This window comes from Paenibacillus lautus (assembly GCF_050482385.1).
In the GTDB taxonomy this organism is placed as follows: Bacteria; Bacillota; Bacilli; order Paenibacillales; family Paenibacillaceae; genus Paenibacillus_AQ; species Paenibacillus_AQ lautus_B.
In genome coordinates this window covers 71,632-96,224 of sequence record NZ_JBCNHV010000029.1, presented here as the reverse complement: position 1 = coordinate 96,224, position 24,593 = coordinate 71,632, and the positions used below count along the sequence as shown (strand labels likewise).

The window sequence follows — 24,593 nt, the reverse complement described above, 5'->3', positions numbered from 1 at the left end:
TTACCACATTTGGGTTTCACACTCAAAACAAAGAAGCCTCCGCAATCATGCGGAGGCTCTTAAGTTCATTATGGACTATCTTGGAACTCGTCAGAACCATCAACCGGATCTGACGGATCCACAACGGTTCCCGGTACCGTAGGAATATTCCCCGAATCGCTGTCGGTTCCTCCAGTGCCTGTGTCACCATGGTTAGATCCATCTCCTGAGCCATCAGATCCATTGCCAGAATTTTGACCATCTTGGCCATTCCCGGCTCCGTTTCCATTGTCAGGAGGGTTCGTTCCATTACCGTTACCATTACCATTTCCGGTGCCATTGCCTGGGCCTTCACCATTCCCATTGCCTGGCTCGCCATTACCGTTGCCATTTCCGTTCCCGTTGCCATTCTCGTTCCCAGGAGGGAACTCATTGCCTGCTCCGTTGTCACCTTCATCAACCGGAGGCGGTTCCTGGATGTCCCCCGGATCGGGTTCTAGATCCTCAGGAGGCAATTCCTCGGAAACGGCCACAATCTGCAGGATGTTCGAAGGTGGCGACTCCTGGCTCGTAGACGGGTCTATAGCGGTCACATAATAATCATAAGTCAATCCCTCCATTGCGCTCAAATCCTCAATGGACGTACCAATCAAGGGATCGAGAATCGGGGTGTATTCCGATTCCGACGTTTCCTTACGGTACACACGGTATTGAACATTGCCCTGAACCGGATTCCAGCTCAGTGATACGGTCTGAGTCTCTCCATTATAGGAGCCCGTCAAACCGCTGACTGCGGTTAATGTCGTTTCTTCTTCAACAGGCGGCTGTACCGGCTCGGTACTAGGGAAGCTCTTCGCTTCATAGCCTTGAACCGCCTTCTCCATCACTTTGCCCCATAAGGAAGCTGAGATCGAACTGCTTCGTTTCAGCAGATGCTGCCGGTCTGGGTTATCATAACCCATCCACACAGCTGCGGTTAACTCCGGCGTATATCCGACAAACCATACGTCGCGGTTTGAGCTGACGCCCTTATAGCCGCTCTGCGTGGTTCCGGTCTTACCGGCTACCGGACGACTGATCCGGGCATTTCTACCCGTTCCGTCCTCTACAACGCGCTTCATCATGTCTGTCATTTGCGAAGCCGTCGAAGCGCTCATCACGCGCTTCCCTTTGCTGCCTTTGTTCTCATGCACAACCTTGCCTTTGTTATCTTTAATCTGTTTGATTGCAAAAGCCTCTTTAAATTCTCCGCCATTAGCAAAGGTGCTGAAAGCTTGTGCCATCTCGAATGTGTTCGTACCGGTATTCATTCCGCCGAGGGCCAGGGATAAGTTCGCGTCACCTTCGGTCATCTTGATGCCGAGACTCTGAGCGAACTCGAATCCGGTTTTTACGCCGATTTGGTTCAACAGCCATACGGCCGGAATGTTCTCGGAACGCTGAATCGCTTCCGGCATACCAATCGTCTCCGAATATCCGTGCAGGTTTCTTGGGCAATAGTTGGTGCCAAAACATTGCTGTTTATTACTCAATCTGGAGTCCTTCGTAAACTTCCCGGATTCCAGCGCCGGTGCATACGATACAATCGGCTTCAAGGCGGAGCCCGGCTGACGACGGCTGTCGGTAGCCCGGCTAAACCCGCCGCGGGTATATTCTCGTCCACCCGACATCGCTACGATACCGCCGGTCTCCTGGTTAATGATGACCATGGAGCCCTCAACGGGTACGTCATCAGGACCTTTTTCAAAGTTTTCCGGGTTCTTGAACTCTTCTTCCATTGCCGTCTGGGCATTCACGTCCATCGTTGTGTAAATCTGATAACCGCCAATATTAACATCGTCCTCGGTGAGGCCCCATTTTTCTTCGGCTTCTTCCATTACATAGTCGATAAACGCTGTATATTTCTGTTGTCTTTCAGGCGGTGTATACGCATAGTCCACTTTCTTGGCTTTCGCCGCCTCTTCGGCCGTGATATAACCCTGCTGTTCCATCAGAGTCAATACCACCGCACGACGCTCTTTGGAGAGCTCAGGGTTCTTGAGCGGATTATATCGGGACGGTCCCTTCGGCATTGCCGCCAGTGTTGCTATTTCCCATGTCTCCAGCTTTTTTAGATCCGATTTGCCGAAATAACGCTCGGATGCGGCTTTGATGCCGTAATAAGGTCCCCCGAAGTTAATCCGGTTCAAGTACATCTCAATAATTTCCTGTTTACTGTGTTTACGCTCAAGCGCCAGCGCGATCGACATTTCAGTCGCCTTCCGGAAGAATGTTTTATCCCTTGTCAGGAATATATTCTTCGCCAGCTGCTGCGTGATTGTACTTCCGCCTTCGACCATGGAACGGGCCATGACATCCTTTACCGCTGCGCGGCCGATCGACCACATGTCTACGCCGTTATGCTCCATGAACCGTCTATCTTCTGTTGCAATAAATGCTTGTACCAACAGCTCCGGAATATCCTCGTACTTCACAGGATCACTCTTCTGGAGGGACAGTTCGCCCATCAGCGTGCCATTACGGTCATATACCTTGGAAGTACCGTAAGCGGTCAGCTTATCCTGATTCTGCTCCAGCAGCTTTTCACCGCTGATCAAGATAAACAAATAACCTGCAAGCGCACAGAAGATCGCAATGACGGCTGTAAAAAACAATGCCCATGCAATTCGCTTTCCTTTGCCTTTTTTCTTCTTCGCATTCGGTTTTGTCGTTTTGGATGTCTTCGGGTTGTCTTTGTTTTTGTTCAACCGTGACATCTGATTATCTTTTCCAGCCATTTATCCCCCTCCTTACTCCCTTGCGGGATCAAGCCTTCTGACTCAAGTCATACCTCGGAAAGAAAAGAACAACCTTCTCAGGTTGCTCTCTGCACTCCTTATAAGCTAAACGAATTATAATCCAAAAAGTTTCAAATTAATCAGTTGACGGTATGATTCTGCTCTTTATAAAACCATTCTAAAATCTATTGTTCGCTGCTGTTATCCTGCATCAGGGACACATTACGCTGCGGCATGAACGTGGAGATAGCATGCTTGTACACCATTTGCTGACGGCCGTCGCTGTCAATCACGATGGTAAAATTGTCAAAAGCTTTGATCGTTCCACGGATCTGAAAGCCGTTTGTAAGGTATACCGTGGCCGGAATGTTCTCTTTGCGCAGTTGGTTCAAGAACGTGTCTTGGATGTTAATGGACTTGTTCATTAGCCGTACCCCCAATGGTTCATTTAGATTGTTTTGAAATATATTCAAGATTTCAGTGAAACTTTCCTGCTATTATAGCACGGATTTTTTGATAGTTCGCAGAAAAATTTCCCGAGTCGGTGACGTCTACCCACTCGATGTCCTTCATGTGGCGAAACCAAGATAGCTGCCGCTTAGCGAAACGGCGTGTATCGCGCTTAAGCAGCACGACGGCCTCCTCGTAGCTGAACTCCCCGCTAAGGTACGAAACGATTTCCTTGTAACCCAGCCCTTGCATGGATACAAGCCCCGGAGCGAACCCTTTGTTCATGAGCGCCGCCACCTCATCAACAAGTCCCTGGCTCAGCATAAGATCAATTCGCTCTTCAATACGGTTATATAGCATTTGCCTGTCCATTGTCAAACCGACCAAGCATAAGTCATAGGGAGATGCCTTAGTTTGAGGTGCCAGTTGGGTCGAAAGTGGGACGCCGGTCACATGATATACTTCCAAAGCACGAACGACCCGGCGTAGGTCATTAGGATGAAGCCGCTCGGCCGTTTCAGGATCAACCTCTGCCAATTTTTGATGAAGAGCCTCGGCTCCATATTCGTTGGCATAGCGGAACTGCTCTTCCCGAAAAACTTCGTCCGCTCCCGTCTCGCTAAACTGATAGCCGTAACACACCGACTCGACATAAAGCCCGGTTCCGCCAACAATAAAAGGAAGTTTCCCCCGCTGCGTAATCTCCGTAATGAGCCTCTGGCTCTGCTCCTGAAATTCGGCTACCGAATAGGGGTGATCGGGCTCGTGAATATCAATGAGATGGTGGGGAACGCCTTCCATTTCCTCCATGGAAACTTTGGCCGTTCCGATATCCATGCCCCGGTATACCTGCATCGAATCGCCGGAGATAATCTCACACCCGAATTCCTTCGCGATTTCAATGCTCATTTTGGTTTTACCTACAGCTGTTGGTCCGATGAGAACGAGCAGTTTCGGTTTGGTTTCATCTGTCAATGGAAATCACTCCGTACGTTATTTTCGATTTTCCCCGTTCAGGCAATGTAAAGCCAAGCCGCTCAAACTCTCCGCTGGATCGCGCTTCCTTCATCACGACAGTTTTACGCGCGACCCTAACCGCTTCTCTCACACTTTCCATTTCCAGCGGCTCCCCATTTGCATAGTGTCTTAGAGGATGGATCGAAGCCGATTCGGCGATCGGTTCACGGAACATCGGATCAAAATAAACAATGTCTACGCTCCGGTCCGGCAGCGACTTTAAATAATCCAGGTGCTGGCTGTGCCTGACCTCGATTCGCCTCATCGCCTGATCACTGGCTTCCAGATGGCTTTCATAGGTCCGCAGCCCTTCTATCAGCAGCGCATACAAGGGCAGCGAGCTTTCCAGGGCAGTGATCCGACTGTTCGCCCCGCCCTTGCCCGAGAATACCAGGGAATCGGCTCCAAGCCCGGCCGTACAATCCAGTACGGAATCCCCTTCCTCCATTCCGGAAGCCTCCAGCATGGGGTCGGGTTTTCCGCTCAGCACGCGTTTCAATCGGACGAACCCCATACTCGGATGAAATTCCATGACCGCCCCGTCGGGTCCGCTTAGACGCACATGTCCGTTCAGTACGACCAGCACGTCATCGTCTCCGAACCTGCGGGCTAATTTTCGCAATGAATGACCGCCGCGCTGGACATAACGGCAGCCGGTTTCCCGGGCTAAATTTTTCGCGCGCTCCACAATGTCCGGCGCTTCCGCTTCTCCAGTTGTAATAATCATGAAGGTCCTCCTTGCTGTTACATCACGCGCTTAAACATTTTCTCCAAATCATAAGCTGAGAACGAAACCACGATCGGTCGTCCATGCGGACATGTGTATGGCTGCCGGCAGGCGCCCAAACGCTGAATCAACGTCATCGCCTCCTGCTCCGTCAGCTTCTGATTGGCTTTGATGGAAGCCTTGCAGGAACACATGATCGACGAGGTTTCTCTCAGCTTGGCGATATCGATATTGCGTTCGCTCAGCACCCATTCAGCCATCTCTTCGATAATGGCCTTCTCGTCGCCTTTAGGGAACCAGAACGGATGGGAACGAACCAGGAAGGTATGGCCGCCAAAAAACTCCATGTAAACGCCAACCTTCTCAAACCAGTGCAGCCGTTCCTTCACCTTCTCCGATTCTGATGGCGTAAATTCGAGCGTAATCGGCAGCAGCAGCTCCTGGGATGCGTCTGCCGGGTTGCCAAACTGTTCGTAGTAATACTCGTAGTTAATCCGCTCATGCGCGGCATGCTGATCAATCAGGTACAGCCCGGTATCATTCTGCGCTATGAGATAGGTGCCGTGATGCTGGCCGATGAGCGTAAGCTCCGGAAATGGCGGAATCTCGGGAGCCGGTCCCGAGGCCGCCTGCAGCCACTCCTTTGTTATGGCAGGAATTCCGGCATTCCCCCTGGTCTCATTGCGGTAATCATTGCGGTAAGAAGAAGCTGCTGCCGTTTCCCGCATTTGCGAGGCAGCAGCTGTTCCTGCTGCTCCGGCCCCATAAGTCTGTTTGATATTGGACTCAGACTGGGTGAAGACTTGCCCCTCCGGCCATGTCGACGCAGGCGGCGCCTTGAGATGCATGTTTCCGTCAACGTGACGCTCGCCGCTTCCCGGGATCGCGATGTCCTGCTCATTACCGCTGCCGTTCGCCGGGGCATGGCCTTGCGCAGAAGAAAATTGCAGCTGTTCCTGGATATAGGCGTTGTCACTTTTCCCAATATTTTGTTTGGCCGGACGTGGAATAAGGATTTCCTGCTGCAGCACCTTGCGAATCTCTTCCTCCACAAAAGCGAACAGCTCCTGCTCTTTGCTGAACCGTACCTCCAGCTTGGATGGATGCACATTCACATCGATCAACGAGGGGTGCATGGACAGCTGAATGACGACGAGCGGAAACCGGTTGATCGGCAGCAGCGTATGATAACCTCTCAAAATCGCCTGCATTAAGCCGTAATTCCGGATATACCGCCCGTTAATGATGAGCGACATGCCGTTACGGTTTGCCCGGGTATAATCCGGGCGGCTGATATATCCGCTTAACGTATAATCCATATTCTCTGCTTCAAACGGCAGCATCGCTTTGGCCGATTGGGTACCGTATATGGCGGCAATGACCTGAAGGGCATCGCCATTGCCCAGCGTCTGCAGCAGCGAGTTTCCATTGTGCCTGAGCGTAAAGGCAATATCCGGCCGGGAAAGGGCCAGACGATACAAATAGTCGGATATATGCCCCAGCTCCGTTTGGATGGTTTTCATATATTTCAGCCTTGCCGGCGTATTGAAGAACAATTCCTTCACGAGGAAATCCGTTCCTCTGGGTGCGGCCGTCTCTTCGTTCACGCGCAGATGACCGCCTTCGATCTCGATCACACGTCCGCGCCCATCCTGAGCATTGGAGGTAACCAGACGCACCTTGGATACAGCCGCAATGGATGGCAGGGCTTCGCCCCTGAATCCAAGGCTCGTGATTTGGAATAAATCGCGGCCTTCAGCGATTTTGCTCGTTGCATGACGATAAAAAGCCGTCTCGCAATCCTCCGGATCAATGCCGGCACCGTTATCCGTTACGCGAATGCTGTCCAGTCCGCCTTCTTCAACCGTTACGTCAATCTTGGTGCTCCCGGCATCAATGGCGTTCTCAACTAGCTCCTTCACAACGGAGGCAGGTCGCTCCACCACCTCACCGGCAGCAATCTGGTTTGCAATATGCTCGTCCAAAATCCGAATAATCCCCATCGTTCCTACCTCCGTTTCATTTCATTCCCCTGCTATATAAGGTGAACTAAAGATTTTTTAGCCTGAGCATCACTCCGCATGCGGATTGTTCTTCCGATCGCTGTTGCCCCCAGATTTCCTTTAATCACGATGTACATCGTTGAAATCCGGGGGCAAAGGCGACCACTTCCGTTTCTCCAGAACAATTCCGCCTTCTCCGTTGAAGTTCTTCTTTTCTTTAGTCCAATCTATATAAATCACATATCCTTCGCTTGAAGCTTCAGGTCATTCAGGAACTGCATGGCCTGAAGCGGCGTCATATTCATCACGTCCGCGCCCTTTACAGCATCAATGAGGCTCTTGATTGCAGGATCTTGAGATGCTTCCTGCGATATCGGGTGCTGATCCTTACCAGGTTTAGCACTCGATTCAGGCACTTCCTCCTCGCCAAAAATGGAGAGCTGAACCACGCCGCCCTTCTGGTCAGCGCCGCTCAAGCTTTCGGTATACTGCATCATATCTTCACGAAACTCATGTACAGCTTCCGGTCCGCTTCGTCTCTCATCGGTCTGAGGTGCGGCGGCTGGCTGCTCGCGCTGCATCACAGCCCCTTGCTCCGATGCCACCGCGGCCAGCGAGGCCATCTCTAGGCCCTGCAGCAGCCCATAGGCGCGGTCAATAATACTGCCGGGCAATCCGGCCAATCTCGCGCAGTAAATGCCGTAGCTGCTGTCGGCCGCCCCAGGGATCAGCTTACGGAGGAAATGCACTTTGTCTCCGCTTTCCTGAACCGCCATGGAATAGTTTTTGAGACCGCCAAGGCTTTCCTGAAGATGGGCAAGCTCATGGAAATGCGTCGAAACCAATGCCTTGCAGCCGATATGATCATGCACATACTCAATCACGGCTTGCGCGATCGCCATGCCTTCACTCGTCGACGTACCGCGTCCCAGCTCATCAATGATGATCAGGCTGCGAGGCGTTGCTTTTTCCGTCATGACCTGAATATCCGCCATTTCCACCATAAAGGTGCTCTGACCGCCGATCAGGTCGTCTGCGGCGCCGATGCGGGTAAAGATACGGTCCACCAGCGGGATAACCGCACGCTCAGCCGGAACAAAGCAGCCCATCTGGGCTAGTATCGATAACAAGGCAACCTGGCGCATGTACGTGCTTTTTCCAGCCATATTTGGACCGGTAATAAGCAGGATCGAGGAACCATCCTTGCGCAAATCCGTCCCGTTCGCGATAAACGACGAATCCTTCATGACGGCTTCCACGACAGGATGACGACCGCCTTCAACGATATAATCATAACCTTCGCTCAGTTCCGGCTTCACGAACCGGTATTCCGCACTGACCGCAGCGAGCGATTGGTAGACGTCAATCTCGGCAATCCGCTCAGCGAGCTTCTGCAGCCGGCTCACTTGGGTATTCAGCTTGTCCCTGAGCTCTGTAAAGAGGGCGTACTCCAGATCCACCATCTTCTCCTGAGCCTCCAGGATCAGACCTTCCTTCTCCTTCAGCTCGGGCGTGACATAACGCTCCGCGTTCGCCAGCGTCTGCTTGCGTTCGTACCGGCCTTCCGGCAGGGACGACAGATTGGACTTGGTCACCTCGATATAATAGCCAAACACCTTGTTGTAGCCGATCTTCAGCGACTTAATCCCCGTAGCCGCGCGTTCCTTCGCTTCCAGCTCCGCGATCCAGCGTTTGCCGCTGGTACTCGCTTCACGAAATTCATCCAGCCGCTCGTGATAGCCCGGCTTGATGATACCTCCGTCACGCACGGACACCGGCGGTTCATCAACAATCGCATTCTCGATCAGTTCACACAAATCGTCACAAATATCCGTATCCGCTGCCACCCGGCGCAGCGTCTCGGAAGCCGACTGGGCACACAGCTCTTTCAGAGAAGGAATTTGTCTTAATGACAGCTTGAGCGCGTTCAAATCCCGTCCGTTCGCGCTGCCGAACGCAATCCGGCCAACCAACCGTTCCAGATCGTATATCTCTTTAAGCGCCATCCGCAGATCTTCACGCAGTATGTACTGGTTATACAGATGCTCAACAGCCTCCAACCGCTCTTCAATCCGGTTTCGGGACAGCAGCGGTTTATCGATTCTCCGCCGCAGGAGTCTGGCTCCCATCGAGGTTTCCGTGCGATCCAGAAGCCACAGGAGCGAACCTTTCTTTGAACGCTCACGAACTGTCTCAACCAGCTCCAGGTTGCGTCTGGTGAACGGATCCAAAACCATGTATTGTCCCGGTTCATAGGAAGCAATCTGCGTCAGCTGTCCCAGTGACCGCTTCTGCGTCTCGCTTAAATACGAGATCAACAGGGATATGCAGGCTCTTCGCTCCTCTTCCAGGCGGGCCCAGGCCGGTTCTCCGAATTGGGTGCGAACCAATGTGTCCTCCCTACGATCCCAGGCCGTATAAACAATGTTGCGGCTGCCTGGAAGCGCCTGAGATGAAATGATATCAAGAAGCGCTGCGTCCCCAATGATCTCGGAAGGCTCATAGAGACCAATCTCATCCCGCAGCCATTCCTCCGAAGATGGGACCGATGTCACATAAAGCTCGCCGGTTGACAGATCGCATGCCGATAAAGACATCAGGCCGCCGGCTTCCGTCACACACACCATGTAATTGTTCGATTTGTCGTGCACGACCTTGCCGTCCATAATGGTCCCCGGCGTAACGACCCGGACGATTTCCCGCCGCACCATGCCTTTGGTGACCGAAGCATCCTCCATCTGCTCGCAGATGGCGACTTTGTACCCTTTCTCAATCAACCGCTGGATATAACCCTCCGCGGAATGATAAGGCACTCCGCACATCGGTATTTTCTCTGCACCGCCGCCTTCGCGGCCGGTCAGCGTAATCTCCAATTCCTTCGATGCGAGGATCGCATCATCAAAAAACATTTCGTAAAAATCGCCTAAGCGGAAAAAAAGAAACGCATCGCGCGCTTGTTCTTTGACCTTCAAATATTGTTCAATCATCGGCGTATATTTAGCCATGACGTACCTCCATTACCTTCTAGCTTGACCTCCATTATAACAGAAATTGACCGCAAGGCATCACGGTTTAACGGGAATATTCCAAAGGGGCCTGATATCTCTGCTCTCATCCCAAACGCGCCCCGCCTCCATGTGCGCAAGAGCCAGTTCGATTTCACGAGCAAAGTCCGAATATTCCGGCAGTGCTGACAAATCCCTGTGCCAGCCTGCAATACATTCTTTAAGCACGGACTTGTCGCCTTCGTAATAGGCACGATGGTAACGTTCCGTATTGAATGGCCTCGCTAGCAAGCGGTCGCTGTACCGAGCTGCCAGATAGGCAACATAGAGTGACACCTTTGCGATAAGCGGCGAAACGAGAAAGCTGGGAAGCGTACGGTATTCAAACCCGCCATACGGCTGTCTCCGAAAATCCCCCAGATAACCATAGCGGGGCCTGCGAAGACGCCCCTTGGGGTCTTCCAGCAGCGCCAGCGGCAGAGCCAGATAATTATCAAGGGTCTGAAGAAGGGACAGGGAGAGCGGTACTCCGCTGAAATGAATATGGCCGCCTAACGGGAAATCACCATAAGGCAGAGCTCCTGCCCTCCATGTAAGTGAATGATCGGTAATCAGGCTCTGGGCTTGACGCAGAGCTCTTTGCATTTCAATCATTAACTCCTTCGGCTTCGCTCTCGGTAACGGCCTCAGCTCGGCAATGGGGTAAATGACCTCACCCCGATAACGAACGGCGTCACTGCCGACCGATCCGCCACGCTCCATAAATTCGGATGCATACACCATGTCTCCGTTATCCTTCATCAGCACAAATTCGGGATCCATCCCCATGAGCAGCTGCGAAGTCAAAGGAAACTCACTGTCTTCGTTATGCGCGTGAAAACCTGCCGCCTGTTGGCCTTTGGCACTCATGACGGTTTTATTCCGGCCCGCTTTCATACGGACATCCTCGACTACGTATCTTCGCCCAGGCCGAGCCGTGATGATGACCTCTCCTTCATCCACACCCAGCGTATACAGCGATCGCAGGGCCGCTTTCTCCAATCTCCGATGCAGGCCGTCTTCATACCTCCCGTTCTCGGGATCGGGCTCAAATATCACTTCGCTGCCGCCAAGGTGATAAGAGCGGACCGAGACAGCAGACAACTGCTCGACATGAACCGCGTACCTGGCCGTGAAATGCTTCTGCTCAACTGCACTCAAGCCCAGAGAGCACGGTATCCCGGATCTGATCAGACGTGCTTGCGCGAGGAGCACAGCAGCTCCCTTCAATGGTACATATTCCTTTACAGCTGCTGGTTCTACTTTAAATTGAGCCATCCCCTAGTCCCCCTGTAAAAAAAAAATAAAAAAGAGGGCATCCGCCCTCCGCAAAGCTGCCCTCACTGCATATGCTAAGATTAGAATCATTCCTACAGGAGGGTTATCTTACAGTTCATCCTCCAGACCTTCGTAATCAAGGTCTTCGTAATCATCGCCTTCGTCTCCCAGGACGTAATCGAATTCTTTGTCTTCGTAGTCGCCATGGTGATGGCTGCATACTTTGACAACGACCTTGGTTTCCGCAATCAGCTCCACCGCGTACTCTCTCTCTACCCGCAGAATGACACTCGTGCCATTCGAGGATACGCTGGCCTCAACGCAGCTCGGCTCCTGTGTCGCTTCAGCCGACACTTCCACCGTGGATGCACGATGCTTCGGATCCAGATAAGAAAGAGGCACGCGTTCTACATACGATACCGTTTCTTTCGCCACATCGGTCTGTGAATTTTTGTCATAGGAATACCAGATGTTAACATCGTAAGTACCAATAACTTCAATTCCGTCTCCGGCGGCAACCGCCTCGTATTGATGGTTTATAATCCAAGCCCCCAAAATACTGGTCGGATTATTAGGCGGAGTCACGGTATGTGTTACGGTAGAGAATTTACGACCCTTGCCGCAGATCGCCTTCGTGATGATTTCTCTACATTGGTGTTTATGACTCAATGACATCTTCGAACCTCCTCCATACAATCATTCCATACATGTGTATGCAAGACATGGGCGAATGTTGAATGAAGTGGTCCAAATAAATTCATATGATGCTAAAAATATCAGATTTTTTTTTGCAAATCCCTGAGCTATACGGCCGAATCCGCGCGCTTCTGCGGTTTTTTCGCCGTGGGTGCTTTATACTTCTTCGAAATATTCAAATAGTATTCCAGCTCATGGCATAGCTGCAGGATGGCGGACCGAACCTCGAATTCTTCGCGGGTCGTCGGCAGCTCCATCTCTTTAAACAAGTCCTCCAGCTCAATCAGCAGACCTTCGGACTTGCCCGTATATCCTTCGGCAATGACATCCTTGCTTAACTGATCGAATATTTCCGCCGTCAGCACACCGTGAGGAAGCCGCTCGTACACCTGGGATATTTGATGCATCATGCTCTGGATATTCTCCATCTGTTCCTTCCGCATATAAAAATAGATGTTCCACGAGCCGTCCGGATGAATCATCTGATTCTCCGATGCCCGCCTCGCCTCCTCAATTCCTCTTTCAATCTGCCGGTTAGCCTCAATTAACTCTTTACCGTCCCATATATGTTCGGGATCGCGAAGCGTAAGCGAGAAATGATGGAAAATGACAGAGAAGAGCCCGTCCACCTTCCGGCGAATCTCCATCATGGCTCCCTCGCTGTTCGGCATATAAACCAAGTTCACAAGCATGGCCGATCCGAGACCGATAATCAACAGTTCAACTTGGGTGAGCAAAATGTCCACTCCGATCTCTTTCCCCTGAAACACCCGAAACACCACAACCGAACTGGTTACAATACCTTCCTTGAAGTTCGCCTTCGAAATCGCGGGAAATGCAAGCAATATGTATATGGCTAGTACCCAATAATGAAAACCGAGAAAATAAAATAACATACACGCCAGCACCAGGCCCAGCAATGAAGCGAACAATCTGGACGAAATGGAGCGAACACTCCGTTTTCGCGTGACGTCAACGCCGAGTATAGCAAGAAGACCGGCGGACGTAGCCCCCGGTATGTTCAAGGCATCTGTAATTAAGATGGCAAGCAGGCTTGCCGCAGCCGTTTTGATGACACGAAATCCCATGTGATGAAGAGCCTCCAGGCGAGTTGATGATGACTATAGATGTTACCTTCCATGTGACTACATATTATAAGGTATCTTCATCCTAGCTTATTTTTATGCCACAAACAACCATGCCTGGGTGGACACGACCATTAGATTTTCCAATTAGTGTGACCTTTTTGATTGTTGAGTATTCCAAGTTGTTGTTACCATAGTTCAACGTAGCGAGTTTATTCGAATTCACGAAATGGTAGAGGAGTTATTCATGATGAAAAGAATCGTAACACTAAGTACACGCAAACTGATGGACACTGCAAAACACGGCGGATGCGGCGCATGCCAGACATCTTGCCAATCTGCTTGCAAGACTTCCTGCGGCGTAGCTAATCAGCGTTGTGAGAACGCAATGAACAAATAACAAATGGGCAAAGAAACTCACCGCCGTCCTTATAAGGACGGCGAAGTTGTATCTGCTGAATAGCCGCTTGCAATTTGTAGTAAAAAGGAGCTTGATTCGCAGTATGATTCATCAATATCAACTGAACGGATACAACATTGTAATCGACACCTATAGTGGCTCTGTACATGTTGTTGATGACCTGGCATATGAAGTTATTGCGCTTTATGAACATGAGACACCCGAACAAATCCTGGCGTTCATGATGGAAAAACAATATTCAGAAGAAAGCATTCAGGACACAATCTCAGCGGTCGAGGAACTTATTAAGAATGAGCAGCTTTTTACAGAGGATGCCTATGAGGACCTTTCTATTCATTTAAAAACACGTAAAACGTATGTAAAGGCGCTCTGTCTCAATGTCGCACATACCTGCAATCTGTCGTGCGAGTATTGCTTCGCCAGCCAAGGGAAATACAATGGTGATCGAGCAATTATGAGCGTAGAGGTTGGGCAAAGAGCTATCGATTATCTACTCGAAAATTCTGGCCATCACCGAAACCTTGATATCGACTTCTTCGGCGGGGAACCGCTTATGGCTTGGAAAGTCGTCAAAGAGATTGTAAAATACGCACGAAGCAAAGAGAAGGAATGGAAGAAAAAATTCCGCTTCACCTTCACCACGAACGGCATGCTGCTCAACGATGAAGTTACCGAGTTTTTAAATCAGGAAATGTACAATGTCGTCTTGAGCTTGGATGGAAGAAAAGAGGTACATGATCGGCTGCGCACAACCGTTACCGGCAAGGGCAGCTATGATTCTATCGTGCCGAAGTTCAAGGAATTCATCCAGAAGCGCGGAGCTCAAGAATACTATGTACGGGGAACGTATACGCGGAATAATGTCGACTTCACCAACGACATCTTCCATATCGCAGATCTGGGTTTTGACAAAATCTCGATGGAGCCGGTCATCTGTGATCCACGGGAACCTTACGCGCTTACCGAGAAGGATCTCCCGGAGATATACAATCAGTACGAAATTCTCGCCAAGGAAATGATTGAGCGCAGCAAACATGGCAAAGGGTTTACCTTCTATCATTACATGCTTGATCTCTCAGAGGGACCGTGCATTCAGAAGCGGATCACGGGCTGTGGATCAGGCACAGAATATCTCGCTGTCACACCATGGGGCCAACTGTTCCCTTGCCACCAGTTTGTCGGGGATGAAGCGTACAGCATGGGCAACATCTGGGATGGCATCACGCGCCCTGAGCTGCAATGCCAATTCCAAGAGAGCAACTGCTACACGAAGCCGGAGTGTAAGGGGTGCTGGGCTAAACTCTACTGCAGTGGCGGCTGCCCTGCCAATGCTTTGCATGCGACGGGTTCCATCAACGGAATTTACGAGTTTAGTTGTGACGTGTTCCGCAAACGGATCGAATGCTCGATGATGGCCAAGGTCGCCGAGTCAATCCGAGCGATGGAAGAGAGTGAAGTGTAGATAAATGAAAGAGGGACCTCGCCCCTCTTTGCTATTTCAAATTTAGTACATTCTTCTAGTCGACTGCTATAAGCATTTTCCGCATCTTTAGATGCTATGAATAAATTCTCGCTAGACATAACGTACAAGTGTCCAATGAATATGAAAAGCCGGATTCCTTAGAGAGGAAAACCGGCTTTTTGGATAACTATTAAATATTACTTAGTGTCTACTTCCGTTAAAATGTTGGTGGAACCCCTTATAAGAGATCCAGGATATTGTCAAAGACCTGCTTTTCCGTAACCGTATTATGCCCTGACACACAAAGTTCCATATCCATTTCTTTATACTTTAAAAGTGTCTTGATATAGTCGTCTTTTTCACCATAGAGGCTTGGAACAAGCTCCTCCATCGAGTCACCGATATTATCGCCTACATGAATTTTTCCAATTCATCCATAACGCTGATGGAGTTCTGTTTCCTCTTTCTCCAATTGTTGATGTTTACAGCTTAAGCACCATCTTGTAATTTCCGGGCTCCGCCCGGAAACCGATAAGATCACGGTTAATTCGAAGCATCGGGACGTTCATGGAATCGTTATGCGTTCTCAAATAAGGGACTCCGCATGCACGTGCTGTTTGAATGCCGAACAGCTTTAAGGCAAGCGCGATGCGGCGGCCCCGGTACTCCGGCAGAACGCCGGTATATTCATGATACATCGCCTGCGTCTGCTCGTTCTGTTGCAATGTGACGACACCGATGTAGCGGTCGCCGTCCTTGGCGATATGGATCCATTCTGGGCGCACTCTGCTTTGTCCAATGCTCCATTTCTTCCATTCTTCAAACCAAGGGAAATCGCCGGAATAACCCGGTATATCCGGCTGCGTGACCTTGTACAGCTCATAGAGCTTTCTTTCCCCGTCTTCTCCCGGCTCATCGGCTAATGTAATGAACTGAATTCCGGCCCGCTCTGCCTCTTCAATCGCAACAAACAGGTTGTCGTCGTCAAACGATGCCAGATCCAAAACGGATTCGAAGATATGGCGCTCCTGTATGTAACCGCGACGCTTAGCAAAAGCTGCCGACGAAGCGTCCGTTTCTCTCAAAATAACGGTCAGATGAGAGGCTTTAACCTCTGCCGCCCATTGGTGAAGCGTATCGTACATCGCCTTGCCTACCCCATTCCCGCGGCTTTCCGGGTGTACGACAAGGGTAAGGAATAATTCACCCGGCTCCGTCCAAGGTGCCCTCCAAGCGATAGCGTAAGCAACAACTTGCCCTGACTCATCTTCCGCTATCCATTTGGGACGATCCCATCCTGTCAGTTCGCCCTTCTCATTGTAATCCAGCTTTCCAGGAGGGATTTGGTCCTCCTCTTCCTTCAAAAGTTCTGCCGTTACCGGTTCCGGCCAAACCGTATTGAGCAGCGACGCAACCGCGGCAAAATCGTCCGGCTCTCTCATCTTTCGAATTATAAATTTCATCGTTATCATTTCCTCCAAGTTTTCCCAGTCCAACCCAAAGACATTATCCCATACCGGGCTTACATAAAAAAGAACGAATCCCTATGGTGCGGAATCCGTTCTTTCATGCTTTAATTTATTTTAACTTCAACGGGTTGCAAAACCTCGCTTGGCCCTTTTTTTAGAGTCAACATGACGATAAGGGAAATGCAGTATAAGGCGGCTAAGTAGATCATGACGACCGTCATATCATAACTTTGAAGAATATAGCCGACAAAGATTGGCGAAAACCCTCCAATGGCCCTATCGAAGTTAAAAATCGTATTTGTCGCCGTACTTCGAATTTGCACAGGATAGAAACTGCTAATTAAAGCTCCATACCCGGCAAACATGCCATTCGAGAAGAAACCGACAATCGCGCCAATGACAACAACACTACCATAATTCCCCATTAAAACTAAGAACCCTTCCGCTGGTCGGAAGGGTTCTCTGCTCTATTAAAATCACTATTTTTACCTATGAGAAATACTGCAAGATTCTCAGCTTGTTGAATACCCAGTTCAGTTAGCCTCGCATCAGAATCCTTTCTATATATACCACCATTTGATACATAGCTGTAGCGACAACGGCGATAATGAGCAGACTCGACAGCACAAGCGTGAAATTGAATACCTGAAAGCCGTACATAATCAAGTAACCGAGACCCGATTTGGCGACCAGGAATTCCCCGACGATGACGCCGACCCATGCCATGCCCACGTTGACCTTAAGCGTTGACACGATCGTCGGATAGGAAGCCGGCAAAATAACTCGCTGAAACACCTGGCGCTTGGTTCCGCCAAAGGTCCGGACAACCTTGATCAGATTGGAATCCACCTCATGAAAACTGTTGTAAACGACAAGCGTGGTCACGATGACCGTAATGGATAACGTAGTGACAACAATAGCGGTAAAACCCGCGCCAAACATCACGATAAATATGGGACCCAGCGCCACTTTCGGCATACTGTTGAACACAACCATGTAGGGATCCAGAACCTTGTTAAGAAACGGTGACCACCAGATGAATACGGCCAGCAGCGTGCCTACCAGCGTGCCGAGCAGGAATCCGACAACCGTCTCTCCTACCGTGACCCCCAAGTGCCCCCATAACTCGCCGCTGATCATATTCCCCCATATGTTGGCAAAAATTTTGGTCGGATAGCTGAAGAGCAGCACGTCTATCCATTTGAATCTGCCTGCCGCTTCCCACCAGATAAAGAATAGCAGCAGCAAGCTAAGCTGGACGGTCAGCACGCGTGTGCGTAAACTTTTCTTTTGCTTCATGTGTTTTACATAAATATCCTGGAGCCAGCCCTTCGAAGAAGAAGCAGAGGGCTCATTCCTTGTTGTCATAAGCTTCACTCCTTCCCGATCGTTTGCATTTCGCCCCAGATCTCATGAAACAATTCGTTGAACCTTGGCTCCTTACGAGCATAAAAAGGCTGCACCCGACGTATGTTCTCGGGGATATTGAACATGCGGTGAACCCTCCCCGGGTTGCGGTTCAGGAGAATGACACGATCACTCATCGCAATCGCTTCGGACAAATCATGGGTGACCAGGATGGCGGTTTTCCCCCGCTCCTTCAAGGTCTCCACGATCAGATCCTCAAGCTGCAGCTTCGTCTGATAATCCAGTGCGGAGAAAGGTTCATCCAGCAGCAGCAGGCCCGGGTCTGTCGCCAAGGTCCTTACGAGTGCAACCCGTTGTCTCATTCCGCCTGACAGCTGAGCGGGATAGAGATTACCGCTGTCCGCAAGACCCATCTCCTTGAGCAAACTCTGTACCACGCCTCGGCTTTCCGGATTCAACCGCTCCGTCAGTTCCAAGCCGATCAAGGCGTTATCCATAATGGTGCGCCAAGGAAATAAATAGTCCTGCTGCAGCATGTACCCGACCTCCGGCGACGGTCCGTTTACCGGTTTGCCATTCACGTAGGCGGCTCCTTTGGATGGCTGCAGCAAGCCGGCAATGACAGACAAGATGGTGGTCTTGCCGCAGCCGCTAGGCCCAACCAGGCTGATGAACTCCCCCGGTTCCACCTTCAAGTGAATTCCTTCCACAGCCAGAGAGGCTTCCCGATCCGTGACATATACGTGAGCGATATCGTTCAATTCAACTACCGGTACCATTGGTGCTCTCTCCTTTCGTTCTATGGATTAGGAGTACTTCATTATTTAGCTTGTTTCGCTTTCTCGGCAAAGCTGTTGTTGACGATTGTGTCAGGCGCAACCCGTTCTTCCAGTTCCCCAGCTTGCTCCATCACGTCCAGCAGATTGTTCCATTCCGCCTCGTCCACGATCGGATCGGTCGCATAGCTGCCTTGCTCCTTGTAGCGTTTAACGGAGGACGCCACGATGTCGCGGTCGCTATCCTTGAAATAAGGCATGATCGCATCCGCGATATCTTCCGGGCTGCTTGCATCCACCCATTGCTGTGCCTTGTAAAGGGCATTCGTAAACTTCTGCACCGTTGCATCGCTTTTGTCGATATAGCTCTGCTTTGTCATGAATACGGTATATGGCAACCGTCCGCTTTCTACGCCAAAGGACGCGACCACCTTACCCCGGCCTTCTTTTTCAAATATGGATGCCTGCGGCTCAAAGAGCTGAACAAATTCACCGGTACCGGAAGCGTAGGCAGAGGCGATATTCGCAAAATCGATATTTTGAATCAGCTCCAGGTCCGCGTGCGGATCGATTCCTTTTTTATTCAAGGTAAACTCGCCTGCCATCTGCGGCATTCCGCCTTTACGCTGACCGAGGAATACTTTACCCTTCAGGTTGTTCCAGTCAAAAGCACCCGATCCGTCTCTTGCCATCAGAAATGTCCCGTCCGTCTGCGTCACCTGTCCGAAGTTAATGACCGGATCTTCAGAGCCCTGTTGATACACATAAATCGAAGTTTCCGAGCCGACTAGTGCCACATCGATGGCTCCCGACAGCAGGGCCGTCATCGTTTTGTCTCCGCCAGGGGTCGTCTGCAGCTCGACATCAAGCCCCTCTTCCTTAAAAAACCCCTTTTCCAATGCGACATACTGCGGCGCATAGAAGATCGAGCGCGTCACTTCGCCAATCTTGACCTTCGTAGCCGATCCGCCGCCACCGCACCCGGCAAGCGCTACTCCGCAAACAAGCAGCGTGGTTAACGCCAGCCCCCACCATTTTTGACGCTTCATCGTAACCCTCCATTCCCCATTAACCCAATGTTTCTTTTCAGCATATGCAAGCGCCTGCCCAAAGGTTAAACGCCTGATAGAGTATGCTGGCGGATGTTGAATGGCATTATGGACTGTCCAACCTACAAAAAAAACGCAGCCACTTGGGCTGCGTTTGTCGTTTATAGTGATAATTAAAGTTTGTAAATCTCTTTATACTTCTCTTCGAGATAATCGGCCAGATAGTCCGGATTCAGTTCTTCTCCAGTGACGCGTACGATAATCTCGGACGGCTTCTCGCTCTTTCCGTACTTGTAAACCTTGTCTGTCAGCCATTCCTTGATCGGAGCCAGGTTCCCCTCCTCGATGAGCTGATCGAGGTTCGGCAGTTCTTTGCGCATCGTATGAAGCATCTGCGCCGCATACATGTTGCCAAGGGAATACGAAGCAAAATACCCGAAATCCCCTCCGGACCAGTGAACGTCCTGCAGAACGCCCATTCCGTCGTTCGGCGGCATAATGCCGAGGTATTCCTTATACTTCGCGTTCCAAGTCTCCGGAAGATCCTTCACGGCCAACCCTTCGTTAAAGAGCATTTTCTCAATCTCATAACGAATGATGATGTGCAGGTTATAAGTAAGCTCATCTGCCTCAATTCGAATCAGAGAGTTCTCTACCTTGTTCGCGGCCAAATAGAAATCCTCGATGTCCACGTCCTGCAATTGTTCAGGGAAATGCTGCTGCAGATCCGCGAAATAACGGCGCCAGAACGGACGGCTGCGACCAATCATATTTTCCCATAGACGCGATTGAGATTCATGGATTCCCATCGAGGTACCACCGGAGAGCGGTGTACCTGCAAGCTCCTTATCGATATTTTGCTCGTAAAGGGCATGCCCTCCCTCATGCAAAGAGCTGAATACCGCACTTAGCACATCATCTGGAAGATACATGGTCGTGATGCGTACGTCACCCGGGTTCAGGCCCGTCGCAAATGGATGCACACTCTCGTCCAAACGTCCCGCTTCAAAGTCGTAGCCCATTTGCTCCAGCAGGAACAAGCTGAATTTCTCCTGCTGTTCTTTCGGGAACAGCTGTTTCAAGAAGTCGGTTTTCGGCTTGAAGGGCGATTCCTGAATCGCGTGAACTAGCGGTACCAGACGTGCTTTCAGGCGGTCGAAGATGGCATCCACCTTTTCCACCGTTAAATCCGGCTCATACATGTCAAGGAGTGTGTCGTATCTGGTGTTTTTCACGCCCCAATATTCAATAAACTCTTGCTTGAACGCAACAATCTTCGTTAAGTAAGGTTCGAAGCCTTCAAAATCGCTGTTCTTCTTCGCTTCCTCCCACTTCGTTTCCGATTGGGCGGCGAGAATGGAATACTCCTGAAAGCGTTCAGGCGGGATGGACTTGCTCTGATCGTACACCTTGCGGGCTTCCGCAATCATGCGGCGTTTGCGCTCATCCAACTGTTCTGCCTGTTTCGGCTCCGCAAAAAATGATAACAGCTGACCCATCTCTTCCGATATTTGCAGCTTAAATGCCTCTGTGGATAGAACCCCGATCGTCTCCGAACGGATCTCGGTTCCCTTGCGTGGAGCACCCGTCCGTAAATCCCAATGAAGTAGGCCAATAGCTTCGTAATAACTCATGATTTTGCGAACCAATCGATCAAATTGTTCCCATTGTGGTAAATGTTGTACTGCCATTCCGGCACACCTTCTTTTTTTAATAATAGGATTCTTCTATACTCTATTGATGATACGTTTTACAAGGTATATAATCAACTTCCAGAAAGAATAAATAACAATATACATATAAAGGAGTGTCAGGATGCCGTGAATATTCAACTCACCCCGCAAGCAGAGCTGAAGCTGAAGGACAAACTTGGGGACAAGCCGGGCGCAATCAGGCTGATCTATGACACGGAGGGATGCGGATGTGCGGTCAACGGCTTCCCAGGCCTGCGTATTGTAGATGAGCCGACGATGGAAGATATCGCTATCGAGACAGGCAGCCCGGTGCCGTTTATCATGAACCGCAAGCAGGCCGTTTTTTTCGAAGAGAAGATGAGGCTCGACGCCGATCCAGCCACCTACTCCTTTCGGCTGGACAGCAGCGGACAGAACTACGGTACCAACATTCAAGTATTAGATGCCAGAGCGTAAGTACAACAAACAAATAAATAATAGATACAAAGGAGAGAAAATCGATGGAAAAACACCTCAGCAGTATACTGGAACACAATCGCAGCTTTGTAGAGAACAAGGAGTACGAATCCTACCTGACAGGGCGTTTTCCTGAGAAGAAACTCGTCATTATCACTTGTATGGATACACGATTGGTTGAACTGCTCCCTAAAGCGATGAATTTCAAGAATGGCGATGTCAAAATCATTAAAAACGCCGGTGCGATCATATCACAGCCCTTCGGAAGTGTTATGCGCAGCGTCATGGTTGCACTGTACGAACTGCACGCCGAAGAAGTCATCGTTGTAGGTCACTACGAATGCGGCATGGCTTCCCTGAACGCCGAGGATATGATCCAGCATATGAGAGACCGCGGTATATCCGATGAAGTGTTATCCACGCTCGAAAACTCCGGCATCCGGTTATCCAAATGGCTTCGCGGTTTCGATAACATTACGGACGGCGTAAAAAATACCGTAAACCTGATCAAAAACCACCCACTTCTTCCTCCAAACGTACCCGTTCATGGCATGGTCATCGACCCCAACACCGGCGCGCTTGATCTGGTCGTAGAAGGTTACGAGAACGAATAAATCAACCAAAGTCAAATGGAAGCACAAACGCTTAAGCGTTTGTGCTTTTTTAGTCACAATTTTGCCAAAAGCAGAGAGAAAGCCCCCTCCCCCGGTTGTCAAACCATACAGTTTCAGTGTACACTTTTTATCAAACGGACCGATAGGCGGATTATCATTCCTGCCTTAGCGTCCACGATATGCGTTTCAAAGGGAGTTATGTCCATGAATACGTTGTCATACGGCTTGTTAGGATTACTAGCAAGAAGAGAATCATCGGGATACGATTTGATGCTTCGAATACAGCCTTTTTGGCAAGCCAAACACAGTCAGATCTATCCACTGCTGTCCAGCATGGAGGAGAAACAGCTATTGTCCTCGCACTGGGTCCAGCAAAGTGATAAACCGGACAAGAAAATCTATGCGATTACAGAAAAAGGCATGCAGAAGCTGCGTGAATGGATGTACCAACCTATCGCGCCTGCAGTCACCAAGGATGAGCTTTCTCTTCGAACCTTTTGCCTGTGGCTAACGGAGATCGGCATCGCCGTCGATATTTTCGAGGACCGCAGAATTGGGTATTTGGAGAAAAAACGTTATTATGAGCAGATTTTAGAGGGAATTCCGGAGGATACCCGCGAGATTGGAAGCAAGGCTTTCAGCAATTATGTACTCGCTACCAAAGGGTTGATGATGGCTGATACCGAGCTGAAATGGTGTGATTGGGTACTGGAATTACTGAAACAGCAGCAGCGCGCAGGCAGCTCAAAACATGGCCGCACAAATTTTGAAACCTTATCGTGACTCGTCCGTATTACTCTTTATTACTCTAAATTTACTGGGAGGTTCGACAGAACACGATGAAAAAAGTATTGACTATTCTTGTAGCGATTACATTGTTTTTTGTAGCATTGACACCTGATTCCGTAGATGCCCGAAGAGGCGGCGGAGGTTTCAAATCCGGGACCAAGTCATACAACAGCACTCCGAAAAAGAATAATAACAATAATGTTCAACAATCGAACAACCGTTCCAATACTACAGGGGCGGCCGGCAGCACTGCAAAACGTGGATTCTTCAGCGGCGGCAGCTTGATGAAAGGACTTATGATCGGTGGTCTAGCTGGTTTGCTCTTCGGCAGCATGTTCGGGGGTATGGGCTTCATGGGCGAAATCATGGGATTGCTCATTAACCTAATCGCAATTTGGGCTTTGGTTATGATCGTTATGGCTGTTGTACGCTCCGTGAAGAATCGTCGTAAACAAAACGAGCCTCGCGACAACAACAATAACAATAATCGGTACTAATCCATGATTTTGAGCATGGACGAAATTGTCAATGCAGTCTGCCTGCATCAGGCGGAGCGCAGAGGCGTCAAACCAACCGATGTATCGCTTGAACTTAGCTGGGATGAAGATACCGGATATACAGCTGAGGTATGGGTCAGCGGTAGGAATCAATATTTGATTGAGGCTAACCTCATCGAAGCCATTCTCCGCTACCTGTACTCCGAGTACAATATCCGCGCTTACAGCGAACAAGTACGACTTGAGCTGGAAGACGAAATTATCGCCATCGTTCAGCAATAACCCGATGAATCGACAAAGCAGCCGCTTCGCTATTATGCGAAGCGGCTGCTCTTTGATTACAAACCATAGGATCAGTTCGTATAGAGCACAAAGATTCCGTCCAAGAAAAGCACTTCAACCATATCGGCGCCCCTCTCCTATATACGAGAATACGGCCATCATTTGCTTTGCGTAGTACCGGCGCCTGCCTGCTATCCCGAGTTCGGGTTCTCCAGCTCTTTCCGCTTGCCCGCCTTATGCCATTCTTCATATTTTCCGCCGATCTGCAGGAAGGATTCATTGATCATGTCCGTCATTTCCCGGACCTTGTCTTTGGTATACTTCAAATGGGTGGTTACATTATCCACCTTGTATTTTTGTAGAAGCTTCAGATGAGCCATCGTATGAACGGTATCCTCCAGAATCCAGAAGATCACTTCATCGGCATCCTTTGTCCTTTTGCTTAGCATTTGCACGCCTCGTTCATACATTGCGACCTCGTAGTTCCGTTCTCCAACCCGAACGACAGGGTTCAAATCACCGATATAATCCTCTTCAAAAGGTTGGGTCACCATTCTCTCGTAACCATGATCATATATGGAGGTCTTATGAAGCAGATGAAGGACTCGATCAATCATTTCTTGTTTTGTAAGCATCATGGACATCTCTTCCCCCTTTAGG

23 protein-coding genes are annotated in these 24,593 nt (G+C 50.0%); 7 read left to right on the top strand and 16 right to left on the bottom strand.

Annotation, left to right across the window (positions count from 1 at the left end; all coding sequences use genetic code 11):
• Positions 1-68: 68 nt before the first annotated feature.
• The 9 genes from ABEW73_RS30170 to ABEW73_RS30130 all read right to left on the bottom strand — a co-directional run bounded on the left by ABEW73_RS30170 (position 69) and on the right by ABEW73_RS30130 (position 13,059).
• The gene (locus tag ABEW73_RS30170) at positions 69-2,756 is read right to left on the bottom strand and encodes a PBP1A family penicillin-binding protein (protein ID WP_430165407.1); all 2,688 of its coding nucleotides are present in this window, start codon (positions 2,754-2,756) and stop codon (positions 69-71) included.
• Positions 2,757-2,941: 185 nt separating this feature from the next.
• On the bottom strand, positions 2,942-3,181 hold the full coding sequence (gene hfq, locus ABEW73_RS30165; RefSeq protein ID WP_076321134.1) for an RNA chaperone Hfq: 240 nt from the start codon (positions 3,179-3,181) through the stop codon (positions 2,942-2,944).
• A gap of 52 nt (positions 3,182-3,233) precedes the next feature.
• Positions 3,234-4,181: a tRNA (adenosine(37)-N6)-dimethylallyltransferase MiaA gene (miaA, locus tag ABEW73_RS30160; protein ID WP_430165410.1), complete on the bottom strand. Its 948-nt coding sequence runs from the start codon at positions 4,179-4,181 to the stop codon at positions 3,234-3,236.
• Positions 4,171-4,950 carry a class I SAM-dependent methyltransferase gene (locus tag ABEW73_RS30155; RefSeq protein WP_430165413.1) on the bottom strand — a complete coding sequence of 260 codons (780 nt, stop codon included), beginning with the start codon at positions 4,948-4,950 and terminating at the stop codon, positions 4,171-4,173. Before ABEW73_RS30155 ends, miaA begins: the two co-directional genes overlap by 11 nt.
• A 17-nt stretch (positions 4,951-4,967) precedes the next feature.
• On the bottom strand, positions 4,968-6,953 hold the full coding sequence (mutL, locus tag ABEW73_RS30150) for a DNA mismatch repair endonuclease MutL (RefSeq protein ID WP_430165416.1): 1,986 nt from the start codon (positions 6,951-6,953) through the stop codon (positions 4,968-4,970).
• Positions 6,954-7,189: 236 nt separating this feature from the next.
• Positions 7,190-9,958: a DNA mismatch repair protein MutS gene (gene mutS / locus ABEW73_RS30145; RefSeq protein ID WP_430165419.1), complete on the bottom strand. Its 2,769-nt coding sequence runs from the start codon at positions 9,956-9,958 to the stop codon at positions 7,190-7,192.
• A gap of 60 nt (positions 9,959-10,018) precedes the next feature.
• Positions 10,019-11,275, bottom strand: coding sequence for a putative amidoligase domain-containing protein (locus tag ABEW73_RS30140; protein ID WP_430165422.1), 1,257 nt, complete (start codon positions 11,273-11,275; stop codon positions 10,019-10,021).
• A gap of 108 nt (positions 11,276-11,383) precedes the next feature.
• On the bottom strand, positions 11,384-11,950 hold the full coding sequence (locus ABEW73_RS30135; protein ID WP_076321128.1) for an outer spore coat protein CotE: 567 nt from the start codon (positions 11,948-11,950) through the stop codon (positions 11,384-11,386).
• Positions 11,951-12,078: 128 nt separating this feature from the next.
• Entirely contained in the window at positions 12,079-13,059 is a 981-nt protein-coding gene (locus tag ABEW73_RS30130; RefSeq protein WP_430165425.1) for an aromatic acid exporter family protein, read from the bottom strand.
• Positions 13,060-13,306: 247 nt separating this feature from the next.
• Here ABEW73_RS30130 and scfA point away from each other — a divergent pair, with 247 nt between their 5' ends.
• Both scfA and scfB read left to right on the top strand, forming a co-directional pair.
• Positions 13,307-13,456 carry a six-cysteine ranthipeptide SCIFF gene (scfA, locus tag ABEW73_RS30125; protein ID WP_076321126.1) on the top strand — a complete coding sequence of 50 codons (150 nt, stop codon included), beginning with the start codon at positions 13,307-13,309 and terminating at the stop codon, positions 13,454-13,456.
• A 103-nt stretch (positions 13,457-13,559) separates the two neighbouring features.
• Entirely contained in the window at positions 13,560-14,939 is a 1,380-nt protein-coding gene (scfB, locus tag ABEW73_RS30120; RefSeq protein ID WP_430165428.1) for a thioether cross-link-forming SCIFF peptide maturase, read from the top strand.
• Between the two features lie 482 nt (positions 14,940-15,421).
• Here scfB and ABEW73_RS30115 read toward each other — a convergent pair whose 3' ends face one another.
• From ABEW73_RS30115 to ABEW73_RS30090, 6 genes are all read right to left on the bottom strand, one after another.
• On the bottom strand, positions 15,422-16,402 hold the full coding sequence (locus ABEW73_RS30115; protein WP_430165431.1) for a GNAT family N-acetyltransferase: 981 nt from the start codon (positions 16,400-16,402) through the stop codon (positions 15,422-15,424).
• Positions 16,403-16,512: 110 nt separating this feature from the next.
• Complete coding sequence (locus ABEW73_RS30110) at positions 16,513-16,833, bottom strand: hypothetical protein (RefSeq protein ID WP_430165434.1); 321 nt, start codon at positions 16,831-16,833, stop codon at positions 16,513-16,515.
• Between the two features lie 112 nt (positions 16,834-16,945).
• A complete protein-coding gene (locus ABEW73_RS30105; protein ID WP_430165437.1) occupies positions 16,946-17,776 on the bottom strand; it encodes an ABC transporter permease in 831 nt (276 codons plus the stop codon).
• A 5-nt stretch (positions 17,777-17,781) separates the two neighbouring features.
• Positions 17,782-18,555 (bottom strand): ABC transporter ATP-binding protein, encoded by a 774-nt coding sequence (locus tag ABEW73_RS30100; RefSeq protein ID WP_430165440.1) that lies wholly within the window; start codon positions 18,553-18,555, stop codon positions 17,782-17,784.
• Between the two features lie 41 nt (positions 18,556-18,596).
• Positions 18,597-19,601 carry an ABC transporter substrate-binding protein gene (locus ABEW73_RS30095; RefSeq protein WP_430165443.1) on the bottom strand — a complete coding sequence of 335 codons (1,005 nt, stop codon included), beginning with the start codon at positions 19,599-19,601 and terminating at the stop codon, positions 18,597-18,599.
• Between the two features lie 173 nt (positions 19,602-19,774).
• Entirely contained in the window at positions 19,775-21,292 is a 1,518-nt protein-coding gene (locus ABEW73_RS30090; protein ID WP_430165446.1) for a carboxypeptidase M32, read from the bottom strand.
• A gap of 129 nt (positions 21,293-21,421) precedes the next feature.
• Between ABEW73_RS30090 and ABEW73_RS30085 the strand changes: the two genes are divergently transcribed.
• The 5 genes from ABEW73_RS30085 (at position 21,422) to ABEW73_RS30065 (ending at position 23,933) form a co-directional block, all read left to right on the top strand.
• Positions 21,422-21,751, top strand: a complete 330-nt coding sequence (locus ABEW73_RS30085; RefSeq protein WP_430165449.1) for an iron-sulfur cluster biosynthesis family protein — start codon at positions 21,422-21,424, stop codon at positions 21,749-21,751.
• Positions 21,752-21,795: 44 nt separating this feature from the next.
• Positions 21,796-22,365 (top strand): beta-class carbonic anhydrase, encoded by a 570-nt coding sequence (locus tag ABEW73_RS30080; protein ID WP_430165452.1) that lies wholly within the window; start codon positions 21,796-21,798, stop codon positions 22,363-22,365.
• 204 nt (positions 22,366-22,569) lie between these two features.
• The gene (locus tag ABEW73_RS30075; RefSeq protein ID WP_430165454.1) at positions 22,570-23,148 is read left to right on the top strand and encodes a PadR family transcriptional regulator; all 579 of its coding nucleotides are present in this window, start codon (positions 22,570-22,572) and stop codon (positions 23,146-23,148) included.
• A 56-nt stretch (positions 23,149-23,204) separates the two neighbouring features.
• Positions 23,205-23,651 (top strand): hypothetical protein, encoded by a 447-nt coding sequence (locus ABEW73_RS30070; protein ID WP_430165457.1) that lies wholly within the window; start codon positions 23,205-23,207, stop codon positions 23,649-23,651.
• A 3-nt stretch (positions 23,652-23,654) separates the two neighbouring features.
• Positions 23,655-23,933 carry a YxcD family protein gene (locus ABEW73_RS30065; RefSeq protein WP_430130199.1) on the top strand — a complete coding sequence of 93 codons (279 nt, stop codon included), beginning with the start codon at positions 23,655-23,657 and terminating at the stop codon, positions 23,931-23,933.
• 191 nt (positions 23,934-24,124) lie between these two features.
• On the opposite strand, the gene ABEW73_RS30060 is transcribed toward ABEW73_RS30065, so the two are convergent.
• Entirely contained in the window at positions 24,125-24,571 is a 447-nt protein-coding gene (locus ABEW73_RS30060) for an Imm63 family immunity protein (RefSeq protein ID WP_430165460.1), read from the bottom strand.
• Between the last annotated feature and the right edge of the window lie 22 nt (positions 24,572-24,593).